This window comes from Spirosoma taeanense, assembly GCF_013127955.1.
Lineage (GTDB): Bacteria > Bacteroidota > Bacteroidia > Cytophagales > Spirosomataceae > Spirosoma > Spirosoma taeanense.
In genome coordinates this window covers 5,076,842-5,098,249 of sequence record NZ_CP053435.1, presented here as the reverse complement: position 1 = coordinate 5,098,249, position 21,408 = coordinate 5,076,842, and the positions used below count along the sequence as shown (strand labels likewise).

General features: G+C 51.5%; 18 protein-coding genes. 2 read left to right on the top strand and 16 right to left on the bottom strand.

Translation table 11 applies throughout. The annotated features are described in order from the left end of the window. Positions 1-8 precede the first annotated feature (8 nt). Positions 9-494 (bottom strand): GyrI-like domain-containing protein, encoded by a 486-nt coding sequence (locus tag HNV11_RS21080; protein ID WP_171741543.1) that lies wholly within the window; start codon positions 492-494, stop codon positions 9-11. Positions 495-609: 115 nt separating this feature from the next. Here HNV11_RS21080 and HNV11_RS21075 point away from each other — a divergent pair, with 115 nt between their 5' ends. After that, positions 610-882 carry an acylphosphatase gene (locus HNV11_RS21075; protein ID WP_171741542.1) on the top strand — a complete coding sequence of 91 codons (273 nt, stop codon included), beginning with the start codon at positions 610-612 and terminating at the stop codon, positions 880-882. Positions 883-938: 56 nt separating this feature from the next. On the opposite strand, the gene HNV11_RS21070 is transcribed toward HNV11_RS21075, so the two are convergent. After that, complete coding sequence (locus HNV11_RS21070) at positions 939-2,753, bottom strand: acyl-CoA dehydrogenase family protein (RefSeq protein WP_171741541.1); 1,815 nt, start codon at positions 2,751-2,753, stop codon at positions 939-941. Positions 2,754-3,030: 277 nt separating this feature from the next. Here HNV11_RS21070 and HNV11_RS21065 point away from each other — a divergent pair, with 277 nt between their 5' ends. After that, entirely contained in the window at positions 3,031-4,980 is a 1,950-nt protein-coding gene (locus tag HNV11_RS21065; RefSeq protein ID WP_240163613.1) for a LysM peptidoglycan-binding domain-containing protein, read from the top strand. Positions 4,981-5,059: 79 nt separating this feature from the next. Here the strand turns inward: HNV11_RS21065 and HNV11_RS21060 are convergent, their stop codons facing one another. The 14 genes from HNV11_RS21060 to obgE all read right to left on the bottom strand — a co-directional run bounded on the left by HNV11_RS21060 (position 5,060) and on the right by obgE (position 21,387). Next, complete coding sequence (locus tag HNV11_RS21060; protein WP_171741540.1) at positions 5,060-6,238, bottom strand: acetyl-CoA C-acyltransferase; 1,179 nt, start codon at positions 6,236-6,238, stop codon at positions 5,060-5,062. 201 nt (positions 6,239-6,439) lie between these two features. After that, positions 6,440-6,994, bottom strand: coding sequence for an NADH-quinone oxidoreductase subunit J family protein (locus HNV11_RS21055; RefSeq protein WP_171741539.1), 555 nt, complete (start codon positions 6,992-6,994; stop codon positions 6,440-6,442). Between the two features lie 38 nt (positions 6,995-7,032). Beyond that, entirely contained in the window at positions 7,033-7,599 is a 567-nt protein-coding gene (locus tag HNV11_RS21050; protein ID WP_171741538.1) for a NuoI/complex I 23 kDa subunit family protein, read from the bottom strand. Between the two features lie 49 nt (positions 7,600-7,648). Next, a complete protein-coding gene (gene nuoH / locus HNV11_RS21045; RefSeq protein WP_171741537.1) occupies positions 7,649-8,809 on the bottom strand; it encodes an NADH-quinone oxidoreductase subunit NuoH in 1,161 nt (386 codons plus the stop codon). Positions 8,810-8,899: 90 nt separating this feature from the next. After that, entirely contained in the window at positions 8,900-9,985 is a 1,086-nt protein-coding gene (locus tag HNV11_RS21040) for a 2Fe-2S iron-sulfur cluster-binding protein (RefSeq protein WP_171741536.1), read from the bottom strand. 66 nt (positions 9,986-10,051) lie between these two features. Next, positions 10,052-11,392: an NADH-quinone oxidoreductase subunit NuoF gene (gene nuoF / locus HNV11_RS21035; protein WP_171741535.1), complete on the bottom strand. Its 1,341-nt coding sequence runs from the start codon at positions 11,390-11,392 to the stop codon at positions 10,052-10,054. A gap of 6 nt (positions 11,393-11,398) precedes the next feature. Then, complete coding sequence (nuoE, locus tag HNV11_RS21030) at positions 11,399-11,899, bottom strand: NADH-quinone oxidoreductase subunit NuoE (RefSeq protein ID WP_171741534.1); 501 nt, start codon at positions 11,897-11,899, stop codon at positions 11,399-11,401. A gap of 15 nt (positions 11,900-11,914) precedes the next feature. Further along, positions 11,915-13,153: an NADH dehydrogenase (quinone) subunit D gene (gene nuoD, locus HNV11_RS21025; protein WP_171741533.1), complete on the bottom strand. Its 1,239-nt coding sequence runs from the start codon at positions 13,151-13,153 to the stop codon at positions 11,915-11,917. Between the two features lie 82 nt (positions 13,154-13,235). Beyond that, positions 13,236-13,736, bottom strand: coding sequence for an NADH-quinone oxidoreductase subunit C (locus HNV11_RS21020; RefSeq protein WP_171741532.1), 501 nt, complete (start codon positions 13,734-13,736; stop codon positions 13,236-13,238). A 72-nt stretch (positions 13,737-13,808) separates the two neighbouring features. Then, positions 13,809-14,354, bottom strand: a complete 546-nt coding sequence (locus HNV11_RS21015) for an NADH-quinone oxidoreductase subunit B (protein ID WP_171741531.1) — start codon at positions 14,352-14,354, stop codon at positions 13,809-13,811. A gap of 65 nt (positions 14,355-14,419) precedes the next feature. Next, on the bottom strand, positions 14,420-14,791 hold the full coding sequence (locus tag HNV11_RS21010) for an NADH-quinone oxidoreductase subunit A (protein WP_171741530.1): 372 nt from the start codon (positions 14,789-14,791) through the stop codon (positions 14,420-14,422). A 211-nt stretch (positions 14,792-15,002) separates the two neighbouring features. Beyond that, positions 15,003-17,165: a T9SS type A sorting domain-containing protein gene (locus HNV11_RS21005; protein WP_171741529.1), complete on the bottom strand. Its 2,163-nt coding sequence runs from the start codon at positions 17,163-17,165 to the stop codon at positions 15,003-15,005. 171 nt (positions 17,166-17,336) lie between these two features. Beyond that, complete coding sequence (locus HNV11_RS21000; RefSeq protein WP_171741528.1) at positions 17,337-20,318, bottom strand: T9SS type A sorting domain-containing protein; 2,982 nt, start codon at positions 20,316-20,318, stop codon at positions 17,337-17,339. Positions 20,319-20,379: 61 nt separating this feature from the next. Next, positions 20,380-21,387: a GTPase ObgE gene (obgE, locus tag HNV11_RS20995; protein WP_171741527.1), complete on the bottom strand. Its 1,008-nt coding sequence runs from the start codon at positions 21,385-21,387 to the stop codon at positions 20,380-20,382. Positions 21,388-21,408: the final 21 nt, after the last annotated feature.

The window sequence follows — 21,408 nt, the reverse complement described above, 5'->3', positions numbered from 1 at the left end:
TCTGCCGTTTAAACGACTCCAATCTGAATTTCTGTGACGCAGTTTGCCGGATTTGCCAGATCAAGGACAGCAAAAACCTCACGAATCCGGCCGTCGTTTTGATACCCGTCCCGATAAAATTGGCTGAACAGCCTATCGTAAACCCGCCCCAGTTCAGTCCAGGGGCCGGCATGAATGAACGAAATGAACCGAAACGCTGGAAATACCTGATACCGGAACTGGCCTGATGCGTGGGCTGGCTGACAAATGGGCAAAGCAATTTCCAGTTGAAACTCGTTCGCTTCATCACCATTTACACCTGTATAAATCCACTGAATGGGTCCTGTTACGTCAAGTTTCAGCCGCTCGGCTTCCTGATAAAGATCGTCGGCGACGTGACCGGCGTATTGAGAGAGAGTTGGCAGCGTAGCGCGGGTGATGAAACAAAGGGCAGCAAAGGGAGTCGTTTCTTTTACGCGCCGATCAGTTGCGGGCGGGGTTTCGGGGATTGCCATACTTTGTTGAAATGATCATGACGAAGATCGCATTGGGTTGTGACAGCGGTATGTCAGCAGGTATTGAGAAAACCTCCGGCATCGCTCAGCAGTTATTCAAACAAATGGTTGACTAATGAAAAAGAATCAGATTATCTACATAACCGGTCAGTTGGGCGGTACTCTATTTCGGCAGGAAGCGCGCCAACAGGCCGAAAAGCTGGGCCTGATGGGAATTGCCCGGATTCAATCCAATGGCGAACTGCGGATTGAGGTTGAAGGAGAGGAAGAAGCGCTCGACGCTTTTCAGAAATGGTGTAAAACCGGTCCGGAAGGCACGCAGGTCAAGAGTGTAGATGTGCAGGACGGACCGCTTCAGGAGTATGACCGGTTTATGGAAATGCGCTAATAGCAAAGCCAGCCCCAAATGAGAGCTGGCTATTTGCTGTTTGCAGCGAAGTGTAATTAAAAAATGTATTTGTTTTCGGCAATCATCGCGTCGGCGATCTGACGGCGGGCATCTTTCAGGTTCATCGGTTCAATTTTGGTGAACCGCTTCAGACCCATCAGCATACCACGCAATTCGTCGCCTTCGGCAAACGACGTAATGGCGGCCCGTCCGGCGCTATTGATTTTTTCGACCGCTTCGTGCAGGTAGATGAGGGCCATTTGCTTTTGCAGCGTAACGCTATCTTCTCCCTGCATGGTTATCAGTTTTTCGACGCGCAACAGTGCTGATTCGGCCGCGTAAATCTCAATCGCCATGTCCGCAATGTTCATCAGGATTTCCTGCTCGTCAGACAGGCTCATCATGAACTTCTGAACGGCGGCACCTGCGACCATCAGCGCGGCTTTTTTCAGGTTCCGCAGAACTTTCTTTTCAGCAACGAACAGACCTTCTTCCTCGTCCGAGTTGAAGTCGGGGATAGACATAATTTCTTTAGAAACGGCCATTGCCGGACCCATCAGGTCGAGTTCGCCCTTCATGGCCCGCTTGAGCAGCATATCCACGATCAGCATTCGGTTGATTTCGTTAGTGCCCTCAAAAATCCGGTTGATGCGTGCGTCGCGGTAGGAGCGATCCATGGGCGCATCGGCCGAGTAGCCCATACCACCGTAAACCTGAACGCCTTCATCCACTACGTAATCCAGTGTTTCTGAGCCGTGTACTTTCATCAGGGCGCACTCGATAGCAAACTGCTCCAAGGCCTTCAGCTTGGCCGATGCGTCGTCCATACCCTGACCCTTGAGATCTTCGATCAGGTCGTCAATGTTCTGCCCGGCGCGGTAGCTGGCCGTTTCAGATGCGTATACTTTAACGGCCATTTCGGCCAGTTTATGCTTAATTGCTCCAAACTGCGAAATCGGCGTCTTAAACTGTTTACGTTCGTTGGCGTACCGGATCGCGTTGTTAATGACCTCTTTCGAGCCACCAACAGCCGCTACACCGAGTTTAATCCGACCAATGTTTAGAATGTTTACCGCGATTTTAAAACCGTTTCCGCGCTCCGACAGCAGATTCTCGACCGGAACTTTGCAGTCGTTGAAGAAAATCTGACGCGTATCAGAGCCTTTAATTCCCATCTTATGCTCCGGTTCGTTCATCGTAATGCCCTCGAAGCTGCGCTCCACGATAAAGGCTGACAGATTTTTATCCGGCTGCCCGCTGCCATCGTCTATCTTGGCGAATACAATGTATACGTCCGCAAAACCGCCGTTGGTAATCCACATCTTCTGACCGTTCAAAATGTATTGCTTACCATCTTCGCTCAGCGTTGCTTTGGTTTTGCCGGAGTTGGCGTCCGAACCCGAATCCGGCTCCGTCAGGCAATAGGCTGCTTTCCACTCGCCCGTGGCCAGTTTTGGCAGGTATCGCGATTTCTGATCGTCGTTGCCGTAATACACGATCGGCAACGTACCGATACCCGTGTGCGCCGACAGCGCCACCGAAAACGAGTGGCCAGCACCAGTTACTTCGGCTACCAGCATGGATGTATTGAAGCTCATGCCAAATCCGCCGTACTCTTCCGGTACACCGGTACCAAGCAGGCCCAATTCACCAGCCTTATCCATCAGGGACGAAATCAGCCCGGGCGATTTAGCATTATCAATTTCATTCAGTCGGGGCCAGATTTCACGCTCCAGAAACTCACGGCAGGTCGCTGCAATCATCTGCTGCTCTTCGGTAAATTCTTCCGGAATGAATACCTGAGACGCGGGGGTCTCCTTGATCAGAAATTCGCCACCTTGAATTGAGGCTTTAGGTTCTGTCGCAATCATGACTAATTGGTTTGTTATGCTTGCATACTATTTCTAAACAAAGGAACGAATTTTGAAGATAGTATGCAAGCATACTATTAACAATTTTTCAGCTTGGAAGTTGACAATCTGGTTCTGATATAGTCCAATAACTGAGTGCTTCCGAACCGTTAGGCAGAGGCTAAGTTCAGTTCATAAACGTGGTCAATTATTCCTGAGCATCAACTATATTTGAGCAGATAGCCGTTACTTATTAAGATTGATAGATTTGATCGGTTCCTACAGACATTCATTCGCTATGCTTTTAAGAGCATCCTGCATGGTGCTTGTCGTTTGTTTCTTTCTGAGTTCTAACTGGGCAGTACGTGCCCAGTCTGTTCCTGAAGTTCCATTTGATCTCAACTTTGCGGGCGTTACCGTCCATGTCAATGAGCCAGGACGTCGGCAGATTCAGCAGGAAGTTGCCCGCCTGTATGAAAACCGGACCGACCTGTATCGCCAGATAGATGCGCTTCGGCAACTAACCCCTTTGCTGGAGCCTTTGCTGACCAGTGAACATCTGCATTCCGATTTTCGGTATGCTATTCTGCCCGCTGCTGAAACTGACAGTACGGCGTACTGGGGCCTGACAGCTGAGCAGGGTGCGAATTTAGGTTTACGGATGACCAGCACCGTTGACGAGCGGCTCCACCCCATTCTGGCAACCGAAGTTGTCACGAGCCGGCTGAGCCAGTTATATGAGGGTTACGGTAACGCTGTCCGGGCTTTACTGGAATACCTGCAGAGCAGCGCGCCCGCTAATCTTCGTCCCGACAAAGCTGATCCGATGTATCTGATGCTGGACCCTCAAAGTCCGCCGTTGATCTGGAAAATTCTGGCGCGTAAAATCGTGTTTGAGCGTGAAGAGCCGGCCTACCGCTCGGCAACTCCTTACGTACTGTATGAGTATCAAAATGGGGTTGGCCAATTGCTGCGAACTATTGCCCGACAACTGGCGGTTGATGAGGAGCGATTTCAGCCATTTAATGCCTGGCTGAAAGGAAGCCGGGTACCTACAGATAAAGAATACTCCGTATTGGTCAGAGTGACGCCCGACGAGTACCCGGTGGTTAAAAAGGCGGCCGAGGGAATTTTAAAAGCACGTGCATCGCACCGGCTGGATATTGGATTTCCTATGCTGGTCAAACTGCCGTCATCAGCCGTCAAGACACGGTTCCCGGCTGTGTTTTACAACATTAATGAGCGGTTGGGCGTACAGGCGCAACCCTGTGATAACCTGATTACGCTGGCCTACTATGGCAAGCTAACTATTGATGCATTTCTCAACTACAACGAGCTGACGGATCAGGACGTAATCCAGCCTGGCCAGATCTATTACCTGGAGATCAAAGCCCGGCGAGCAAAAGTGCCATTTCACGTTGTCCAGAAAAACCAGACCTTACGCGAAATAGCAAATATATATGGCGTGCGGCTGAGGTCGCTCTTGCGGTTTAACCGGATTGCTCCCACGCAGCGTGTACAAACCGGACGAATTATCTGGATGCGAGAGAAGCGTCCGCTTAACCGGCCAGTTGAGTACCAGCAGCTGCCAGTCAGAGAAGCGGAACCAATCGAGGAAGATACCGTAACAACAGTTGCGCGGACCGAGCCGCCGGCCGCACCAGCAGATTCATTGATTCGTCAGCAGGACAATAGATTGGCTGAGCCCAGCCTTCCGCAATCCGCAACGAATACGGTAGCCGATCCGGATCTGACCGGACGGGCCTCCGAGCCAGTTAGTGAACTGCCGGACTCGTCCTGGAACGAGCCGAAAGAGAATTTAAGATTACACATTGTCAAACCGGGGCAAACTTACTACGCAATTGCCCGGCTGTATGGCGTAACGGTCAGGCAACTGTATATATGGAACAATCTGTCGGAACGAATTCCGCTCGAAATTGGGCAGGAGCTAATTATTGATCTCTCAGAGAAGCCAGCTTCTTTGCCCCGGATTGTGAAACCAAGCAGCAGTATTACTAAAGCAAAAAAAGTTATTCGCAAACCCAGACCCGCTTCAGCTAAACCGGTTGATACGTTTGTCATCAACCCTTCGGAAAAGCTTATTTTTCATATTGTAAAGCCTGGACAAACGGTTTACCGCATCGCGCTGATTAATAAAGTTAGTGTTGACGATCTGATGCGCTGGAACAATCTTAAAGACTACACGATTGAGGTGGGCCAGCGGCTGGTTATTCGCAAACGAAAATAAAAGCTAGTTTAAGATCAAAAAAGACGGCTGTTAAACCTGAATCCAGGTTTAACAGCCGTCTTTTTTGATTATATAGCCGTTAATTAAGCCGCTCAAAAATACCGGCCACGCCCTGCCCACCACCAACACAGGCAGAGACCATACCATAGGTTTGGTCCCGGCGACGCATTTCGTTCAGGAGCTGCACCGACAGCCGGGCGCCGGTCGAACCGAGCGCGTGTCCTAATGCGATAGCACCACCGTTTGGATTAATCTTGCTCCGGTCGAGTCCCAGTTCCTGAATAACAGCCAGCGATTGAGCCGCGAAGGCTTCATTCAGTTCGATCTGCTCAATATCATCCTGTTTCAATCCGGCTTTCTTTAGAGCCAGCGGAATGGCTGCTACCGGGCCAATACCCATGATTTTAGGTTCTACGCCCGCGGTTGCATACGATACCATTCGGGCTACAGGCTGCAACCCAAGTTCGTTAACCAACTGCTCCGACATGACCATAACAAAAGCGGCTCCGTCCGATGTCTGCGACGAGTTACCAGCCGTAACCGAACCGCCAGCGGCAAATACCGGCTTTAGTTTAGCAAGACCTTCGGCGCTCGTATCCTTACGAGGACCTTCATCCTGGGCAACGGTCCATTCCCGGGTTTTCTTTTTGTTGGTTTCAGCGTCGAAATAAGTTTCGCTTACGTTGATGGGAACAATTTCGTCCGCGAACTTACCGGCTGCCTGAGCCGCCAGGGCCTTCTTGTGCGATTCATAAGCGAATTCGTCCTGCGCGTCGCGGCTGATATTAAACTGCTGAGCGACCTGTTCGGCGGTCAAGCCCATGCCAATATAATAGTCCGGGTTCTTTTTTGCGATCTCGTAGTTCAGGGCCGTTTTCCAGCCCATAACCGGTACCATCGACATGGATTCGGTTCCGCCAGCAATAATGCAGTCTGCCAATCCGGCATGAATCTTAGCCGACGCAATGGCAATGGCTTCCAGACCTGAGCCGCAGTAGCGGTTAATCGTAAAGCCGGGCACACTATTAGGCAGCGATAACAGCGCAATGTAGCGGGCTATCTGCATCCCCTGTTCGGCCTCGGGCACGGCGTTGCCAACGATTAAGTCTTCAACGCGGGCTGGGTCCAGAGTAGGAACCTGACTCAGTAAATGCTTGATAACGTCTGCCGCCATATCGTCGGGGCGGGTCAGGCGGAGACCACCCCGTGGGGCTTTACCTACAGCCGTACGATATCCGGCAACAATGTATGCGTCCATAAGAATGTTGATTACTGGTTAAGCAGGAATCTCTCTATTATAACCTATTTGTCGAGGGAATAATCACAAACTTATCAAAATATATTATGCATGCATACTATTGATATAGATTTATAGAATTTAACGGAAAGAACCTGACTTCCTAACACAAAAGAAGCCGCTTAAGGCGGCTTCCAGATGTAAACTAAAGCAATTGAACGGTTAGAAATGGCGGTCGCCAGCTTCACGCTTACCCAGCATAACCGCGCCGACCATGGCTACCAGAAAGAGAACCGATGCCAGTTCGAAAGGCAGTATATAGTCGCTATAAAGTAATTGCCCCAGGTGTTCGACCAGGCCTGTCCTTGCATCAAACGAGTTCGGATTAAACGTGGGTACCTGTGCGCTTTTAGCCCGAAAAATGGTGATGAGCATAACCATCAGTAAACCGCCCACAACCACCGAAGCCATTTTGGTCAGGTTAGTTTTCGACTCTTCATCCTCTTTGCGCAGGTTCAGGAACATAATCGTGAACAGGAATAACACCATGATAGCACCAGCGTAGACGATGATATTGACAGCCGCCAGAAACTGCGCGTTGAGCAGGATGTAATGCCCCGACAGGCAGAAAAACGTAGCAATCAGCCCTAAAACGCTGTAGATCGGGTTACGGGCCGTCACAACGCCAATCGCGCTGAGTACCGTCAGAACCGTCAGAATAAGAAAGAGATACCCAGTGGGCGTCAGCGATTTAAAGAAATTTAAAGATTCGGTCATAGCTCAGATGAAACAGGAACGAGGATGTAGAGAATCGACTAGGTCGCGGCACGTGTCAGGCTTGGCTCAGTTGGCGTGGCTTTCACCTCGGAATTGGCAGGCCGAATGTACCGGTCATCCATTTTTTCGACCAGCTTATCTTTACCGTAGACAAACTCGTCCCGCTCCTGGAAAACAGGGACCATCCGGTCATGACGAAGATAAACAGCCTGTTTAGGACAGGCTTCTTCGCACAAACCGCAGAAAATGCAGCGGACCATATTAACCTCATACACGGCCGCATACTTTTCTTCCCGGTACAGATGCTCTTCTCCTTTCTGGCGTTCAGCGGCTACCATAGAAATGGCTTCCGCCGGACAGGCAACAGCGCACAGACCGCAGGCCGTACAGCGTTCACGTCCCTGCTCATCACGTTTCAGAACGTGGTGACCGCGGTAAACAGGTCCGAGATACTTCTTTACCTCGGGGTATTGAATTGTCGGTTTTTTGCGGAAGAAGTGGCGGATCGTAATGGCCAACCCACTTATAACGGCGGGCAGGTACATTTTCTCCGCCAGCGTCATTTCCTTATTGCTGACTTGTTTGGAACGATTGGTTAGTTGCATAGTCGTTTATAGTTCGAAGTCGTTGCGCGGGGCAAAAAACTCCTTAACCTCATTGGGGTACAACCTGCCGTTTTGGAGCGCGGGCCATTGACATGACAGCAAGCACAATCATTACGGTGGCAATCAACCAGGTTGAGTACTTGAAATCGTAAAGCAGACCGGCACCAGTTACCACCACGTTCAGAATAGACAGGGGGATAAAGGTTTTCCAGCCCAGATTCATCAGTTGATCGTACCGGAAACGCGGCAGCGTCCAGCGGACCCACATGAAAAAGAAAATAAAGAATAAGATTTTGGCGAAGAAAACAGCGAAACCAATAGCGGTTGCTACGTTATGACCAGCTACGGCGCCCAGCGAGTTTTCCAGCGACCCATTGACCAGGTCCATAAACGGGTAATGGAATCCACCAAAATATAGGGCCGAGATGAACGCCGACGAGACGAACATATTGATGTATTCAGCGAAGAGATAAAAGCCCAGCTTCATCGAGCTGTATTCGGTATGGTAGCCGCCTACGAGTTCAGTTTCGCACTCGGGCAGATCAAAGGGCGTCCGGTTACACTCAGCAAAGGCGCAGGTCAGAAAAATGACAAAGCCCAGCGGTTGGGTGAAGATGTTCCACTCAAAGAAACTGGCTTGTTCATCAATGATGGCCCGCAGCGATAAGGAGCCGGTCATCATCAGAATCGCAATCAATGACAGCCCCAGCGCAATTTCATAACTGATGTTCTGCGAGGCAGCCCGGATGGCACCCAGCAGAGAGAATTTGTTGTTCGATGCCCAGCCACCAACCATGATTCCATATACACCCAGCGAAACCACGCCAAAAATGTACAGCACACCAATATTGATCTCGATCGGCTGCAAATTTACATTATAATTAACGTTGTCCCACGAAAACCGGATGCTGTCGCCAAACGGAATAACGGCGCTCGACATCAGTGCAGTAAGCATGGCCAGACAGGGGCCGAGAATAAACAACCATTTGCTGGCCTGCGATGGAATAAAATCTTCCTTGAAGAACATCTTGCCGGCGTCGGCGATGGGTTGTAACAGTCCCCAAGGCCCGGCGCGGTTGGGGCCAATACGGTCCTGTAAAAACGCAGCTACCTTCCGCTCCGCGTAGGTAGAGTACGTTGCTATCAGGAGAGTTATCCCAAAAATGACCAGGATAATGAGTCCTTTGGCAATTAATACGGGTAATTCCATGTCGTTATATCAACGTTAATACTGAGTCAAGCTGCCAGAAAAGGGTTTACACCTTAGCAATCCGGCTTGGTACTGATTGATGATCCTTGCTCAAGGCTCCGGCTCCATGGCCGAAGGAAGTACTTTGGCAAAACGCTCCGGCGGCAACTGCTGAATCTGCAGCTGAGAGGTGTCGCGCTCGTCATGAATTGGCTTATATTCCGCAGCCGCGAGCCGCTGACCAAAGGAAGGTTTGATGGTATCGGCCCGGTACTTATTGGCCGAGATAACTGAACTGCGCGAAATCTTTGTTGGCCCTTCAATTGTCCAGTCGCTGGTCTTTTTCTTTTCGAACCGGCAGGTGTTGCAGATAAACTCCGTTACCTCGTTCCACTCGTTTTTGCGCGCCGTTACCCGAATAACTTCCTCACCCCGGTACCATAGAATTACGTTGCCTGAGCAGGTTGGGCAGTCGCGGTGCGCATCAACGGGCTGGGTAAACCAGACCCGGTTTTTAAACCGGTAGGTCTTGTCAGTCAGGGCGCCAACCGGACAAACGTCAATGACGTTGCCCGAGAAGTCATTATCAATTGCCTTGCCGATATACGTACTGATTTCGGCAGCATCGCCCCGGCCCAGAACGCCATGAACCCGCTTGTTCGTGATCTGGTCGGCGGTATACACGCAGCGATAGCACAGAATACAGCGTGTCATATGTAGTTGTACGTACGGCCCGATGTCATGCTTATCAAACGTACGCCGGTCTTCTTCGTAACGCGTTTCGGCCCGACCGTGATCGAAGGCGAAATTCTGCAGGTCACACTCGCCGGCCTGGTCGCAAACCGGGCAGTCGAGCGGGTGGTTCAGCAATAAAAATTCAACTACGCCATTCCGGGCATCAATCACCTGCGGACTAGTATTGTTCTCAACGATCATACCATCCTGAACAGGCGTAATACAGGAGGCTACCAGCTTCGGCATCGGACGCGGATCTTTACCCGACCCAGCCGCTACCCGCACCAGACAGGCCCGGCACTTACCACCGCTACCCTTCAGAGGTTGATAATAGCACATGGCCGGCGGGGCTACCTCCGGACCAATCTTACGGGCAGCCTGCAGGATGGTTGTTCCCGGCTCTACCTCGACTTCAATGCCGTCGATCGTAACTTTTAATAATTGCGGCTTTACGTCTTCCATATCTGTAACGCGGCCAGAAAGCCACGACTCAGTTCATAATTGCGCGGTTGAAAAGCCGCGTTACGTTTATACTAAGGCCATTTCACCCCGATAGACGGCTCCCGGCTGGGTAGCTTCCTGCGGATTGGTGATATGCCACTCAAATTCGTCGCGGAAGTGTCGGATCGCACTAGCAACCGGCCAGGCAGCCGCATCACCCAGAGGGCAAATTGTATTTCCTTCAATCTTACGGGCTACGTCAACCAGCAGATCAATGTCGTGCCGATGCCCGTGGCCGTACTCAATCCGATGCAGAACTTTCTCCATCCAACCCGTTCCTTCACGGCAGGGACTACACTGGCCGCAGGATTCATGGTGATAGAAACGCGAGAAGTTCCAGGTGTTCCGCACAATACAGGAGGTTTCATCAAAAACGATAAACCCACCCGAGCCAAGCATCGTGCCGGTCTGAAAACCACCCTCCGACAGCGATTCATAGCTCATTAGCCGCTTCTCGCCGTTCGCCAGCGTTAGGGCCAGATTAGCTGGCAGAATGGGTACGGACGATCCACCCGCCACGAGCGCCTTAAACTTATGACCCGGCCGGATACCCCCGCACCATTCGTCAGCGTAAATGAAATCTTCAACGGGAACGCCCAGTTCTATCTCATAGACACCCGGCTTGTTGATATGTCCCGATGCCGAGATCAGCTTCGTACCCGTACTGCGGCCAATACCAATGGCCGCATACGCGTCGCCACCGTTATTCACAATCCAGGCAGTAGTCGCGATGGATTCTACGTTATTGACAACCGTGGGGCACTGGTACAGACCCTTCACGGCCGGGAACGGCGGTTTATTCCGCGGATTACCACGTTTCCCTTCCAGCGATTCCAGCAGGGCCGTTTCTTCACCACAGATATAAGCGCCCCCGCCGGGTTGAACGACCAGTTCGAGATCGTAGCCGCTGCCAAGAATGTTTTTACCTAAAAAGCCTTTTGCCGTTGCTTCGGCAATCGCTTTTTCGAGGATGTGAATGACATACATCAGTTCACCCCGCACGTAAATGAACGACTTGTTGGCGCCCAGCGCAAACGACGAAATAATCATTCCCTCAATCAGCAGATGAGGAATATTCTTCATCAGATAATGATCCTTGAACGTACCGGGTTCAGATTCGTCGGCATTGCAGACAAGGTAACGGGGAACGCCTTCGGGCTTGGCCAGAAAGCTCCACTTCATTCCCATCGGGAAGCCAGCGCCACCCCGGCCCCGGACCCCTGCCTTTTTTACTTCTTCAACGATGGCCTCTGGCGTCATCGTTTTCAACGCTTTCTCGACGGCCGTATAGCCCCCCTGCTTCCGGTACACATCGAAGGTTTCAATGCCGGGAACGTTAATATGTTCGGTTAAAATTTTAGTAGCCATGGCGGGTTATTTCGACAGTTCGTCCAGGATTTCGTCCACGCGGTCGTTGGTCAGATTCATGTAATATTTTTCCCGAATCTGAAAAACTGGTCCCATACCGCAGGCTGCCAGACACTCTACCTCTTTTAACGTAAACTGCCCATCAACCGTTGTCTGGCCGGTTTCAATACCGAGCCGCTGCTTCAGATGGGCCAATACCTCTTCCCCACCCATCAGGCAGCACGGGCCTGTGCGGCAATATTCAATGACATGTTTACCAACCGGGTGAAGATGGTACATCGTATAAAACGTAGCCACTTCATATACCTCGATGGGCTGTATGTCGAGAAGCCGCGCTACGTAGTCCATCCCTTCTGGGCTGGTCCAGCCTTCCTGTTCCTGCAGCAGATGCAATAAAGGCAATAGCGCTGATTTCTGCCGACCTTCGGGATATCTGGCGATGATTTCCTGTGCTTTCGCCAGCCGCTCAGGGGTGAATTGTATGGTATTATTCGTCTCGGTAGTCATTGTTAACAGCAGGTATTACGCGTCTAACTCGCCGGCAATTACGTTCATGCTACTCATGATTACGATCGCGTCGGACAGAGTCAGGCCTTTGCACATTTCGGGATACGCCTGGTAATAAATGAAGCACGGCCGCCGGAAATGCAGTCGATAGGGCGTACGGCCACCATCGCTGATAAGGTAGAAGCCCAGCTCGCCGTTGCCGCCTTCTACGGCATGGTACACTTCGCCAGCAGGGGCGTCAATTTCGCCCATCACGATCTTGAAATGATAGATGAGGGCTTCCATATTCCGATACACTTCCTGCTTGGGCGGCAGGTAATACTGCGGAGCATCGGCGTAATAGGAACCTTCGGGCAGGTTGTTGATGGCCTGCTCCAGAATACGCAGACTTTGCCACATTTCTTCGTTGCGGACCATGAAACGGTCATACGTATCGCCACTTTGACCGACTGGAATATCGAACTCAAAGTCCTCGTACGAAGAATACGGATTCATAACCCGCACGTCGTAGTCAACACCCGCAGCCCGGAGGTTAGGGCCTGTAAAGCCGTAGCTCAGCGCCCGTTCCGCCGAAATACCACCCACACCCACAATGCGGTCCATGAAGATCCGGTTACGGTTGAACAGGTTTTCAAATTCGGTCAGCACCTTACGGAACCGCGGAATCAGCTCTTTAATCTTACGGATAGCCGTGGGGGAGAGATCCCGCTCCATACCGCCAATGCGGCCCATGTTGGTCGTTAGACGCGCTCCGCAGACTTCTTCGTAAATTTCATAGATGTTTTCGCGCTCCTGGTAAATGTACAGGAAGCCCGTGAACGCGCCCGTATCTACACCCAGAATACCGTTGCAGACCAAGTGATCGGCTAATCGGGCCAACTCCATCATGATCACGCGGATGTACTGCGCCCGTTTGGGTACCTCGATGCCCAACAGTTTCTCGACTGTCATGTGCCAGCCCATATTATTGATGGGCGATGAACAGTAGTTCATCCGGTCGGTCAGCGTAGTAATCTGATAGAACGGCCGACGCTCGGCAATTTTCTCAAACGCCCGGTGGATGTAGCCGATGGTCTGCTCGCCCGAAACGATTTTTTCGCCGTCCATTTGCAGGACGTTCTGAAAGATGCCGTGTGTGGCGGGGTGCGTTGGCCCGAGGTTGAGCGTAGTCAGCTCGTTGACGTACTGCACCGGACCATTATCGTTCCGGGCGGGGACGTTCTTATTGGCTATATCGAGTTCTTCAGAAATCATGGTTCAAAGCAGGAAAGAGCGAATGAGGGAAGAAGTGTTGAGCCGGTGGGGTTCGTTCACTCAGTCGCTCCTTCGCTATTGATTATCGTCCAAACAGTGCATCAATTTTATCCTCACGCGTAGCATCCTCAAGCGGATACTCCCTACGCATAGGGTGGTAATCCATCTCCTCCATATTCAGGATTCGGCGCAGATCCGGGTGGCCATCGAAGATAACGCCAAACAGATCGAACGTTTCGCGTTCCATCCAGTTTGCGCCCGCAAATAGCGGAACCGCAGTTGGAATATGAATATCTTCCTTCGACAAATAAACCTTGATCCGTAACCGGAAATTATTAATCAGGCTGTGCAGGTGGTAAACTACGCAGAACTCCCGGCCGGGCGAATCGGGATAATGAACGGCGGTGATGTCGGTCAGGAAGCCAAACTGCAGCGTTTTATGATCTTTCAGGTAAGAAATCAGCGGAATAATCTGCTCCCGGCTGGTCGAAAACGTTAGAAGATCATAGGGGTCGTCAAAATCGCCGACGGCCTCGCCAAACTGATTGATAATGGTCTGCGCAACTTCCTCGTTGGTCAGCATTGTCTACTTGTGAATGAGTGGAAACGTCAGCGCGTGAATTAGTAATCACTTACTAATTCACGCGCTGATTCTTTATTGAATGTTGTATGAATTCAGTAGCTTCTGGTATTCTTCCGTATTCCGGCGACGTAGCGATTCATTCTTGGCCAGCTCCTGAATCTGCATGACCCCATCCAGAATCTGCTCCGGACGAGGAGGGCAGCCGGGGACGTATACGTCAACGGGAATAATCCGGTCAATACCCTGCAGAACACTGTACGTATCGAAAATTCCCCCGCTTGTCGCGCAGGCGCCAATCGCTACTACCCAGCGCGGCTCGGCCATCTGTAGGTACACCTGCTTGACAACCGGTGCCATCTTTTTGGCGATTGTACCGGCAACCAGCAGCATATCGGCCTGTCGCGGAGAGAAGCTCGGGCGTTCTGAACCAAAGCGGGCCAGATCATAATGCGATGCCATTGTAGACATAAACTCAATGCCGCAGCAGGAGGTCGCAAAAGGTAATGGCCAGAGCGAATTTGCCCGGGCTAAGCCAATGATTTTATCGAACGAAGTAGCCGAAAAACCAGGTCCGTCGTAGCTCGCGGGGGCTTCAGCCATCTTGATGTCAGTTGCCATAAAACACGTTGATGTTGCTTACAATTACAACGAATAAGTATGCTCTAAAATTCATTTATGGCAACCTATTCCCATTTCAGAACTCCCTTACGAATGATGTAGTAGAAGCCGGCCAGCAATAAGCCCATAAACAGCACCATTTCAATGAAGCCTGTCATGCCCAGCCCTTTGAAATTAACCGCCCAGGGGTACAGGAAAATCACTTCTACGTCGAACAGGACGAACAGAATGGCAATCAGAAAATACTTGATGGAAATAGGAGTCCGGGCGTCGCCCTGAACCGGAATGCCGCACTCAAACGGATCGTCTTTTTTCTGGCTGTGGCGCTTTGGGCCAATGGAGTGCGTTACGAGCATGGTCGTAACAATAAAACCAAGTGCCAGACCGAGTTGAATAAGCACCGGCAGGTAGTCGGCCGGTAGGTATGATTCGTTCATACAGGTAGTTGAAAAGAACAGCGCAAAGGTAGCAATTAATTAATAGCCGTTTGACCTATAACGAGCGGTCTGCCTGCGCTAATCTAATTCAAAGATACTAAGCTTTGGTTGCTTAATCAAGGCACAGCACCGGTCGGCGCGATGGATAAGTCTCTTCAAAGCAATAGCCACCCCAGATGGAATGGCTATTGCTTTGAAGACGGTATACTACTTAACGAACCAGGATGATACGCCGGGACAGATTAAACCCGGCCGACTGGACGCGAATGATATAGGTGCCCGGTGCCAGCCTGGATAAATCAATCGCTTTTCGTTCGTTGAAGGACGGAACGGGGAAGGTAGCCAGGGGCTGACCTGTCGTGGAATGAACACTGATTTCTGCATCTTTCAGGTTCTCAATTGTCTCAATGGTCACGACCCCGTCCCTGGAAGGGTTGGGGTACACACTAAGGCCACCCGTTGTCTGGTCAAAGGAGAACGCTTTTGGCACACTGTAGTTGGATACGCAGGTTAGCGTTGAGCCACTACCCAACGTAAAAGTCGTTCGGGACCGGGCCGAGTAGTTAGCGGTTACCACTACTTTCACAACCGGTGTATTCTGCGGGATCAGCTCACCCGCCCGGCGCCAGTCATACTGATCGCCCTGGCCGCCCGTTGGTCCGGGCATAGTAGCCTGCAGGGAATAAGTACCCACCTGCTCAACAACCGGAACAGGAAGTTTGGGCCGGACAGTTAACGTAATCGGGGAGGATTGGGCCGATTTGCACCCATAAACGTTTACCGCCTGCACGCTATAGCTTCCAGCATTGGCAATAGTGATATTCCTGTTTACGGAACCTGTATTCCAGATAGAGGCCGTTCCCGGCGGGACAGTCGCTACCAGCGATAAGGTCGAATCCGCGCAGATCTGCTGTTGAGCAGCTGCAGCCTGCCCCGGATTTCGAGCCAGCGAGATCGTTGGAACTACCGGCTGAATTGGATTTTGAACATCGACGGCTGGTGACAGATACGTGTTTCCATACGCATCTTTAAGTACGGCCCGGTACACACCTGATTTAGTAACTGCCAGTGACTGAGTTGTCTGGCCGGTTTTCCAGGTGTACGATTTATAAAGGTTTGGTAAAGTCAGAGTCAGGCCGTTGTTAGCCGCATTACAGGCAACCGTAACGCTGGGTTGGGGTAGGGGCAGCAACGGGCGCGAGCTGGTGAAGAAAATGGCGTTCAGGCTTTCAAACCAGGCCTGCCCCAGCTTATTCAGACCTTCATCTCCGGGCTTATTGCCGAAGTGAACATTGCCCTCAAAGCGCGGAATCTGAATATTATCCGTGAAGGGGCCGGCAAAGACGTTGTTGTTGTACGTATTGATTACGTCGTTCTGCGCCTGGATAATATCCTGGCTGATCTGCCCGTCGTTATACGACGAACGAGCCAGAACCCAGGCTGGATATCGGTCGGTATCCTGACGGGTTCTGTTGATCAGGTACTGCATGGCAAGGCCATAGTCCTTACGGGTTGAATGCAGAGGAACGTTGTCATTTTCGCCCTGCTGCCACAGCACAGCCCGTAAGCCCTGCAACGAGCAGTAATACCGTAGCGCTATAACCAGGTTGGCGTAGGGCATACCCACCGGGAAGTTCTCGTTAGGGGTACCGAGAGCAAAAATATTTTTCGTGATTTTGCCGTCCGCGCTCTCCTGCCAGTTCTTGATAACGGTGGCCTGCCAGGCGGTATTAATGAACAGGACGGGAACGTTGTACTGTCTGGTAATTAAGTCGCCTAAAACGCCCCAGCACCAGGCGCTCTGGCCCCGGGGACCAATCAGCGATGATGCGCTAAGCTGCTGAAACGTGGGTGCTGGCGGATCGCCCAGTGAGTTAGCCTGGGTATTGTCGTACGTAACGCAGTTAACCCGGTCATCGGCAGCACCGACCGCACCGAAATTCTGAAAACCCTGCGCGTTCGATTGTCCCGTGATAATGAATACTTCGCCAACGCCTACTTTGCGCACTACGTCGCTCCCAACTACGGCTCCGGCAGCGAAAGCCTGAACTTCTAAACGATACCAGCCGCCCTGCGCCCGGATAACACCCTGAAAAATACCGCCCTGTACGTTTCGCTGGATGGTTGTCCAGTCAGTGTTAAAGCCCTGACCGGCTACTTCGGCTATTACCCGGGCCTGAACGCTGTCAATAGGTTGGTAATAGCTGCCCGACAGGTAGATAGTGCTGATGTTGTTATTCTCGCGTTGAAAAACGGCTCGGCTCTCTGGGTAGGTGATCTTTATAACCTGACTAGTGCTTTGTCCGATTGCAGAAGTGGCTATAGCCACCAGACTAAAAAGCAATAGTCGTTTTAGACTATAATGGTTTTTCATGTGTCGCTAACGTTCGGTCTGCCCACGATACTATCGCCAACTCAATATTGCCATTTGGCAATACAATTATTAGACCTACTTCTTTATGTAAGGGCTAATTTCGGGGAATTCCCGGTAAAATACAACTTTTGGCAAGTATTCTATGACTGAACGGCGGATTTAGTCTATATATTACAAACCCAGTAAAATTCGTTTCGACACGCTGAAGTCGGTGGCCTGTACGCGGAGGATATAAACGCCGGAGGGCAAGTCAGTCAGGATTAACTGCTTGCGCTCGTCAAATGTGCCAATTGAACGGGTCAATACCAACTGGCCGGTTAAGGTATATAGTGATACAACGGCATTTGTCAGGTTCTCCTGGGCTTCCAGCACAACAACCTTGTTAGGGTTGGGATTCGGGTAAACACTAAGGCCTCGTGCACTTACATCAATAGTGAGCGAAAAAGGAGTTGAAGGCACCGAAAAACAGGTTAATGTATTCGAATAAACAATCGATGACTGGGCCGTATAATTGCCAGCTATAGCGGCTTTGATGATTGGCGTCTGTGCCGATACCGAATCATTATCCCGACGCCACAGAAATCGGTTGCTGTTGGTTGAACTAACCGCTTCTAGGGTGTATGTACCGATTGCGTTCACCGTGGGAGCAGGCGGCAGGGCCCTCACTTGAACGGTTGTTGTTGCCGACTGCGTCGATACGCAGCCGTTCACATCGCGAACGCGGGCTGTGTAATTTCCCGCCCGACCTGTGGTAATGCTACGGGTCGAATCGCCAGTTGACCAGAAAACCGTGTATGGCCCTTCTACGGTGAACGTGACCCGGTCGCCTTCGCATATCACCGACGAGCGGCTCGACAGCAACGTAGGGGCATTAGGCAAGGGATTTACTCGAACGCTGATCACAGGCGAATAAACCGACAGACAGCCGTTTTGATCAAGGGCCTGAACGGCGTAGTTACCCGACCGATTTACGGTGATCAATTTTCCGGCCTGTCCGTTCGACCAGACAACGTCAAATGTGGACGTTGCATTCAGGTTCACCCGGCCACCTTCACAAAAAGTTGTTGCACCGGCCGCCGATACGGAAGGCGTTGGTGGCAGTGGATTCACGTTGATGGTCAGCACATCAGACGGTTCCGAGATACAGCCAAACTGATTGCGGGTTTTAACAGAAAAATTACCCGACTGGTTGATGGTCAGGGTGCGGGTTGTCAGTCCATTCGTCCAGATGTACCCCGCTTCTTCGGGGGCGGTTAACACGACGTTACGATCCGCGCAGAAAGTTGTAGCCCCACTTGCTGTAATGACGGGTTTAACGGGCAGAGGGTTCACAACCACTGTAATGGAGTTGGACCGCTCTGACGCACAGCCGTTCTGATCAATGACCGCAAGGTTATAAGTGCCGGGTGTACCCACGGTGATGACGCGGTTCTGCTGGCCGTTGCTCCAACTGTAGCGTACGTTTTCGGCCGAGGTTTGCAATATGGTATTATCACCCTGACAGAAGGTGGTGGCTCTCGTATTGGTAATAGTTGGGGTAGCCGGTAGGGGATTGACGGTTAGCTGAATAGCATTCGACACAAAGTCGCAGCCACTAACATCCCGATAGCGAACCTGATAGACGCCCGCCGTACTGACATTGAGTGTCCGACCCGAGGAAATATCCGCGTTGGTCGTCCTGTTGATCCACGTTACGTTATCATAATTGGAGGTTAGTGCAAGCGTACCGCCGGCGCAGATGGCCGGTGGACGATTGTCGGCAACGGTGGCCGTAGGCGTATCTGAAACGCGTACATAGTTTGTGAAATGAGTATTACCCCGGGCGTCTTTCACTTTAGCGCGGTAAAGACCGCCGGGCCCTTTTGTTACGGTTCGGCTGGTTTCACCCGATTCCCACTGGAAAGATGTATACTCACCGTTAATCGTAAACGTTAGGTTGTTACCCGCGCAGGCTACCGAAATAGTTGGTGCCGGAGCGGGAGAATGCGGAGTTGAATTTTGAAAAAACGCATCATCGAGACTTCCGTTCCAGACATTTGCTACTTCCAGCAGTCCGTTATAGTCGAAGTGAAAACCTTCAGGGTCGTTGCGGGGGGGACGCGTGCGGGGTATCTGAATATCATCCGTAGCCGGTCCTGGAAACACGTTAGGCACCGTTACAATAACATTGTTCTGAGCGGCAATAATGGCGGGGCTGGTTTTCGTGGGAATGTTGTCACCATAGGTCGTACGGGCCACCACCCAGGTCATATTCCGGCCGTAATCCTGCCGGCTTTGGTTGATCACGAACTGGAGATCGCTTGTATAACTAGCCCCGGCCGTACTGATGAGGTTATCAGCTTCGCCCTGATGCCACAAAACCGCCCGCATACCGAGCATGTTCGCGTAGTACTGCAACGCGATCTTCAAGTTAATATAAGGCTGGCGGGGCGGGTACAGCAGGTTGGGGTCATACACACTCTTGGCAGTGCCGCCTTCCGGGGCGCTTTCCCGCCAGTTGCGAACGGCCGTTCCGGTAAAAGCCGCGTTGAAAAACATGATCGGTACATTGAGCCGGCTGGCCAGCAAATCGCCCAGACGCCCCCAGCACCAGCTGCCGAGGCCCCGGGGCGCAATATAAAAATCAGCTCCGTTGTCTAAGTGAGTAAACTGAGGAACGGGCGGATCATTTGGAAAGCCATTGTCCGGGTAACGATAGTTGACACAGTTAACCCGGTCGTCGGTTGAAACGGGCGCATCGGTATGAATACCCTGCGCGTTCGATTGTCCGGCGATTATAAACACTTCGCCTATACCAACGCGCTCGACCGTTGTAACAGTTCCGACCTGCTGATCGCCGTTCATGCCGCGTACTTCGAGGTTATACCATCCGCCTGTTCCGGTAAAGTCGCCGGCAAAACTACCACCGCCGGGGCTTGTCTGAATCGGTCGCCATTCGGTTGAAGTGCCCTGTCCGTTGCGGGCCACCATGCGGGCTTCGATTCGCGTAACGGCTAATGTATATAGGCCCGTAATGCGAATCGTTGCCAGATTGGCTTTGCTTCGTTGGAAAACGGCCCGCGTAGTAGGAAATGATACCTGAATCTGAGCCATAGTAACCAGCGGCAGAAACAACCATACCACCAGTGCGTAGGCTACCGAAATGTGTTTCATAGCGTTCATAAGCACGACCCGATCAAGCGATCAGCAGTCGTTTGGATACCACTTAAATAGACTATTCGGCCGACGGAGGTAGAGTTAACCGTTGCCAGATACTATCTTTCAATTCATCCAGTCCGCGTTGACTAACCGACGAGATAAATGTAACGGGAATCTTCTGGGGCAGATCGGCTTTGATGCGGGCTAACTCCTCATCGCTGACCAGATCTATTTTTGAGATAGCCAGTAGACGATCCTTATCCATCAGCTCCGGGTTATATTCCCGTAATTCGTTCAATAATGTATTGTATTCGTGCCGAATATCTTCGCTGGTGGCCGGCACCAAGAACAACAGAACCGAATTACGCTCAATATGCCGCAGAAACCGCAGCCCCAAACCTTTTCCCTGCGATGCGCCCTCAATAATCCCCGGAATGTCGGCCATTACAAACGATTTGTAATCCCTGTATGCTACGACACCTAAATTGGGTACAAGGGTTGTAAAGGGGTAGTCAGCAATTTCTGGCCGGGCGGCAGAAAGTACCGATAGCAGAGTTGATTTACCAGCATTGGGAAAGCCAACGAGCCCTACATCGGCTAATAATTTCAATTCCAGTACAACCCATTCTTCGCGGCCGGATTCGCCCGGCTGGGCGTAATAGGGGGCCTGTTGGGTGGCCGTTTTGAAATGGTCATTGCCCAAACCGCCCCGCCCACCCGGAAACAGAATAATTTCCTGACCGTCTTCGGTGATTTCAGCCAGTTGCTCACCCGTATCGGGGTTCCGGGCGATGGTGCCCAGAGGCACTTCCAGTATTACATCTTCCCCTTGTGCGCCCTGGCGTCGTCCACCTTCTCCGGCTACACCGTTGCCTGCTTTGACATGCTTGCGGTATTTAAGGTGCAGCAATGTCCAAAGCTGAGGGTTGCCTTTTAAAATGATATGGCCACCCCGGCCACCATCACCCCCGTCAGGGCCACCTTTAGGAACATGCTTTTCGCGCCGAAAATGAACTGAGCCTGCTCCCCCCGCTCCCGAGCGACAATTTATTTTTACGTAATCAATAAAGTTTGATGAAGCCATATTTGTTGTTTACTGCTGCGT

Coding starts and splice junctions, on each gene's coding strand:
- HNV11_RS21080 (WP_171741543.1), bottom strand. CDS start 494: ATGGCAATCCCCGAAACCCCGCCCGCAACTGATCGGCGCGTAAAAGAA.
- HNV11_RS21075 (WP_171741542.1), top strand. CDS start 610: ATGAAAAAGAATCAGATTATCTACATAACCGGTCAGTTGGGCGGTACT.
- HNV11_RS21070 (WP_171741541.1), bottom strand. CDS start 2,753: ATGATTGCGACAGAACCTAAAGCCTCAATTCAAGGTGGCGAATTTCTG.
- HNV11_RS21065 (WP_240163613.1), top strand. CDS start 3,031: ATGCTTTTAAGAGCATCCTGCATGGTGCTTGTCGTTTGTTTCTTTCTG.
- HNV11_RS21060 (WP_171741540.1), bottom strand. CDS start 6,238: ATGGACGCATACATTGTTGCCGGATATCGTACGGCTGTAGGTAAAGCC.
- HNV11_RS21055 (WP_171741539.1), bottom strand. CDS start 6,994: ATGACCGAATCTTTAAATTTCTTTAAATCGCTGACGCCCACTGGGTAT.
- HNV11_RS21050 (WP_171741538.1), bottom strand. CDS start 7,599: ATGCAACTAACCAATCGTTCCAAACAAGTCAGCAATAAGGAAATGACG.
- nuoH (WP_171741537.1), bottom strand. CDS start 8,809: ATGGAATTACCCGTATTAATTGCCAAAGGACTCATTATCCTGGTCATT.
- HNV11_RS21040 (WP_171741536.1), bottom strand. CDS start 9,985: ATGGAAGACGTAAAGCCGCAATTATTAAAAGTTACGATCGACGGCATT.
- nuoF (WP_171741535.1), bottom strand. CDS start 11,392: ATGGCTACTAAAATTTTAACCGAACATATTAACGTTCCCGGCATTGAA.
- nuoE (WP_171741534.1), bottom strand. CDS start 11,899: ATGACTACCGAGACGAATAATACCATACAATTCACCCCTGAGCGGCTG.
- nuoD (WP_171741533.1), bottom strand. CDS start 13,153: ATGATTTCTGAAGAACTCGATATAGCCAATAAGAACGTCCCCGCCCGG.
- HNV11_RS21020 (WP_171741532.1), bottom strand. CDS start 13,736: ATGCTGACCAACGAGGAAGTTGCGCAGACCATTATCAATCAGTTTGGC.
- HNV11_RS21015 (WP_171741531.1), bottom strand. CDS start 14,354: ATGGCAACTGACATCAAGATGGCTGAAGCCCCCGCGAGCTACGACGGA.
- HNV11_RS21010 (WP_171741530.1), bottom strand. CDS start 14,791: ATGAACGAATCATACCTACCGGCCGACTACCTGCCGGTGCTTATTCAA.
- HNV11_RS21005 (WP_171741529.1), bottom strand. CDS start 17,165: ATGAAAAACCATTATAGTCTAAAACGACTATTGCTTTTTAGTCTGGTG.
- HNV11_RS21000 (WP_171741528.1), bottom strand. CDS start 20,318: ATGAAACACATTTCGGTAGCCTACGCACTGGTGGTATGGTTGTTTCTG.
- obgE (WP_171741527.1), bottom strand. CDS start 21,387: ATGGCTTCATCAAACTTTATTGATTACGTAAAAATAAATTGTCGCTCG.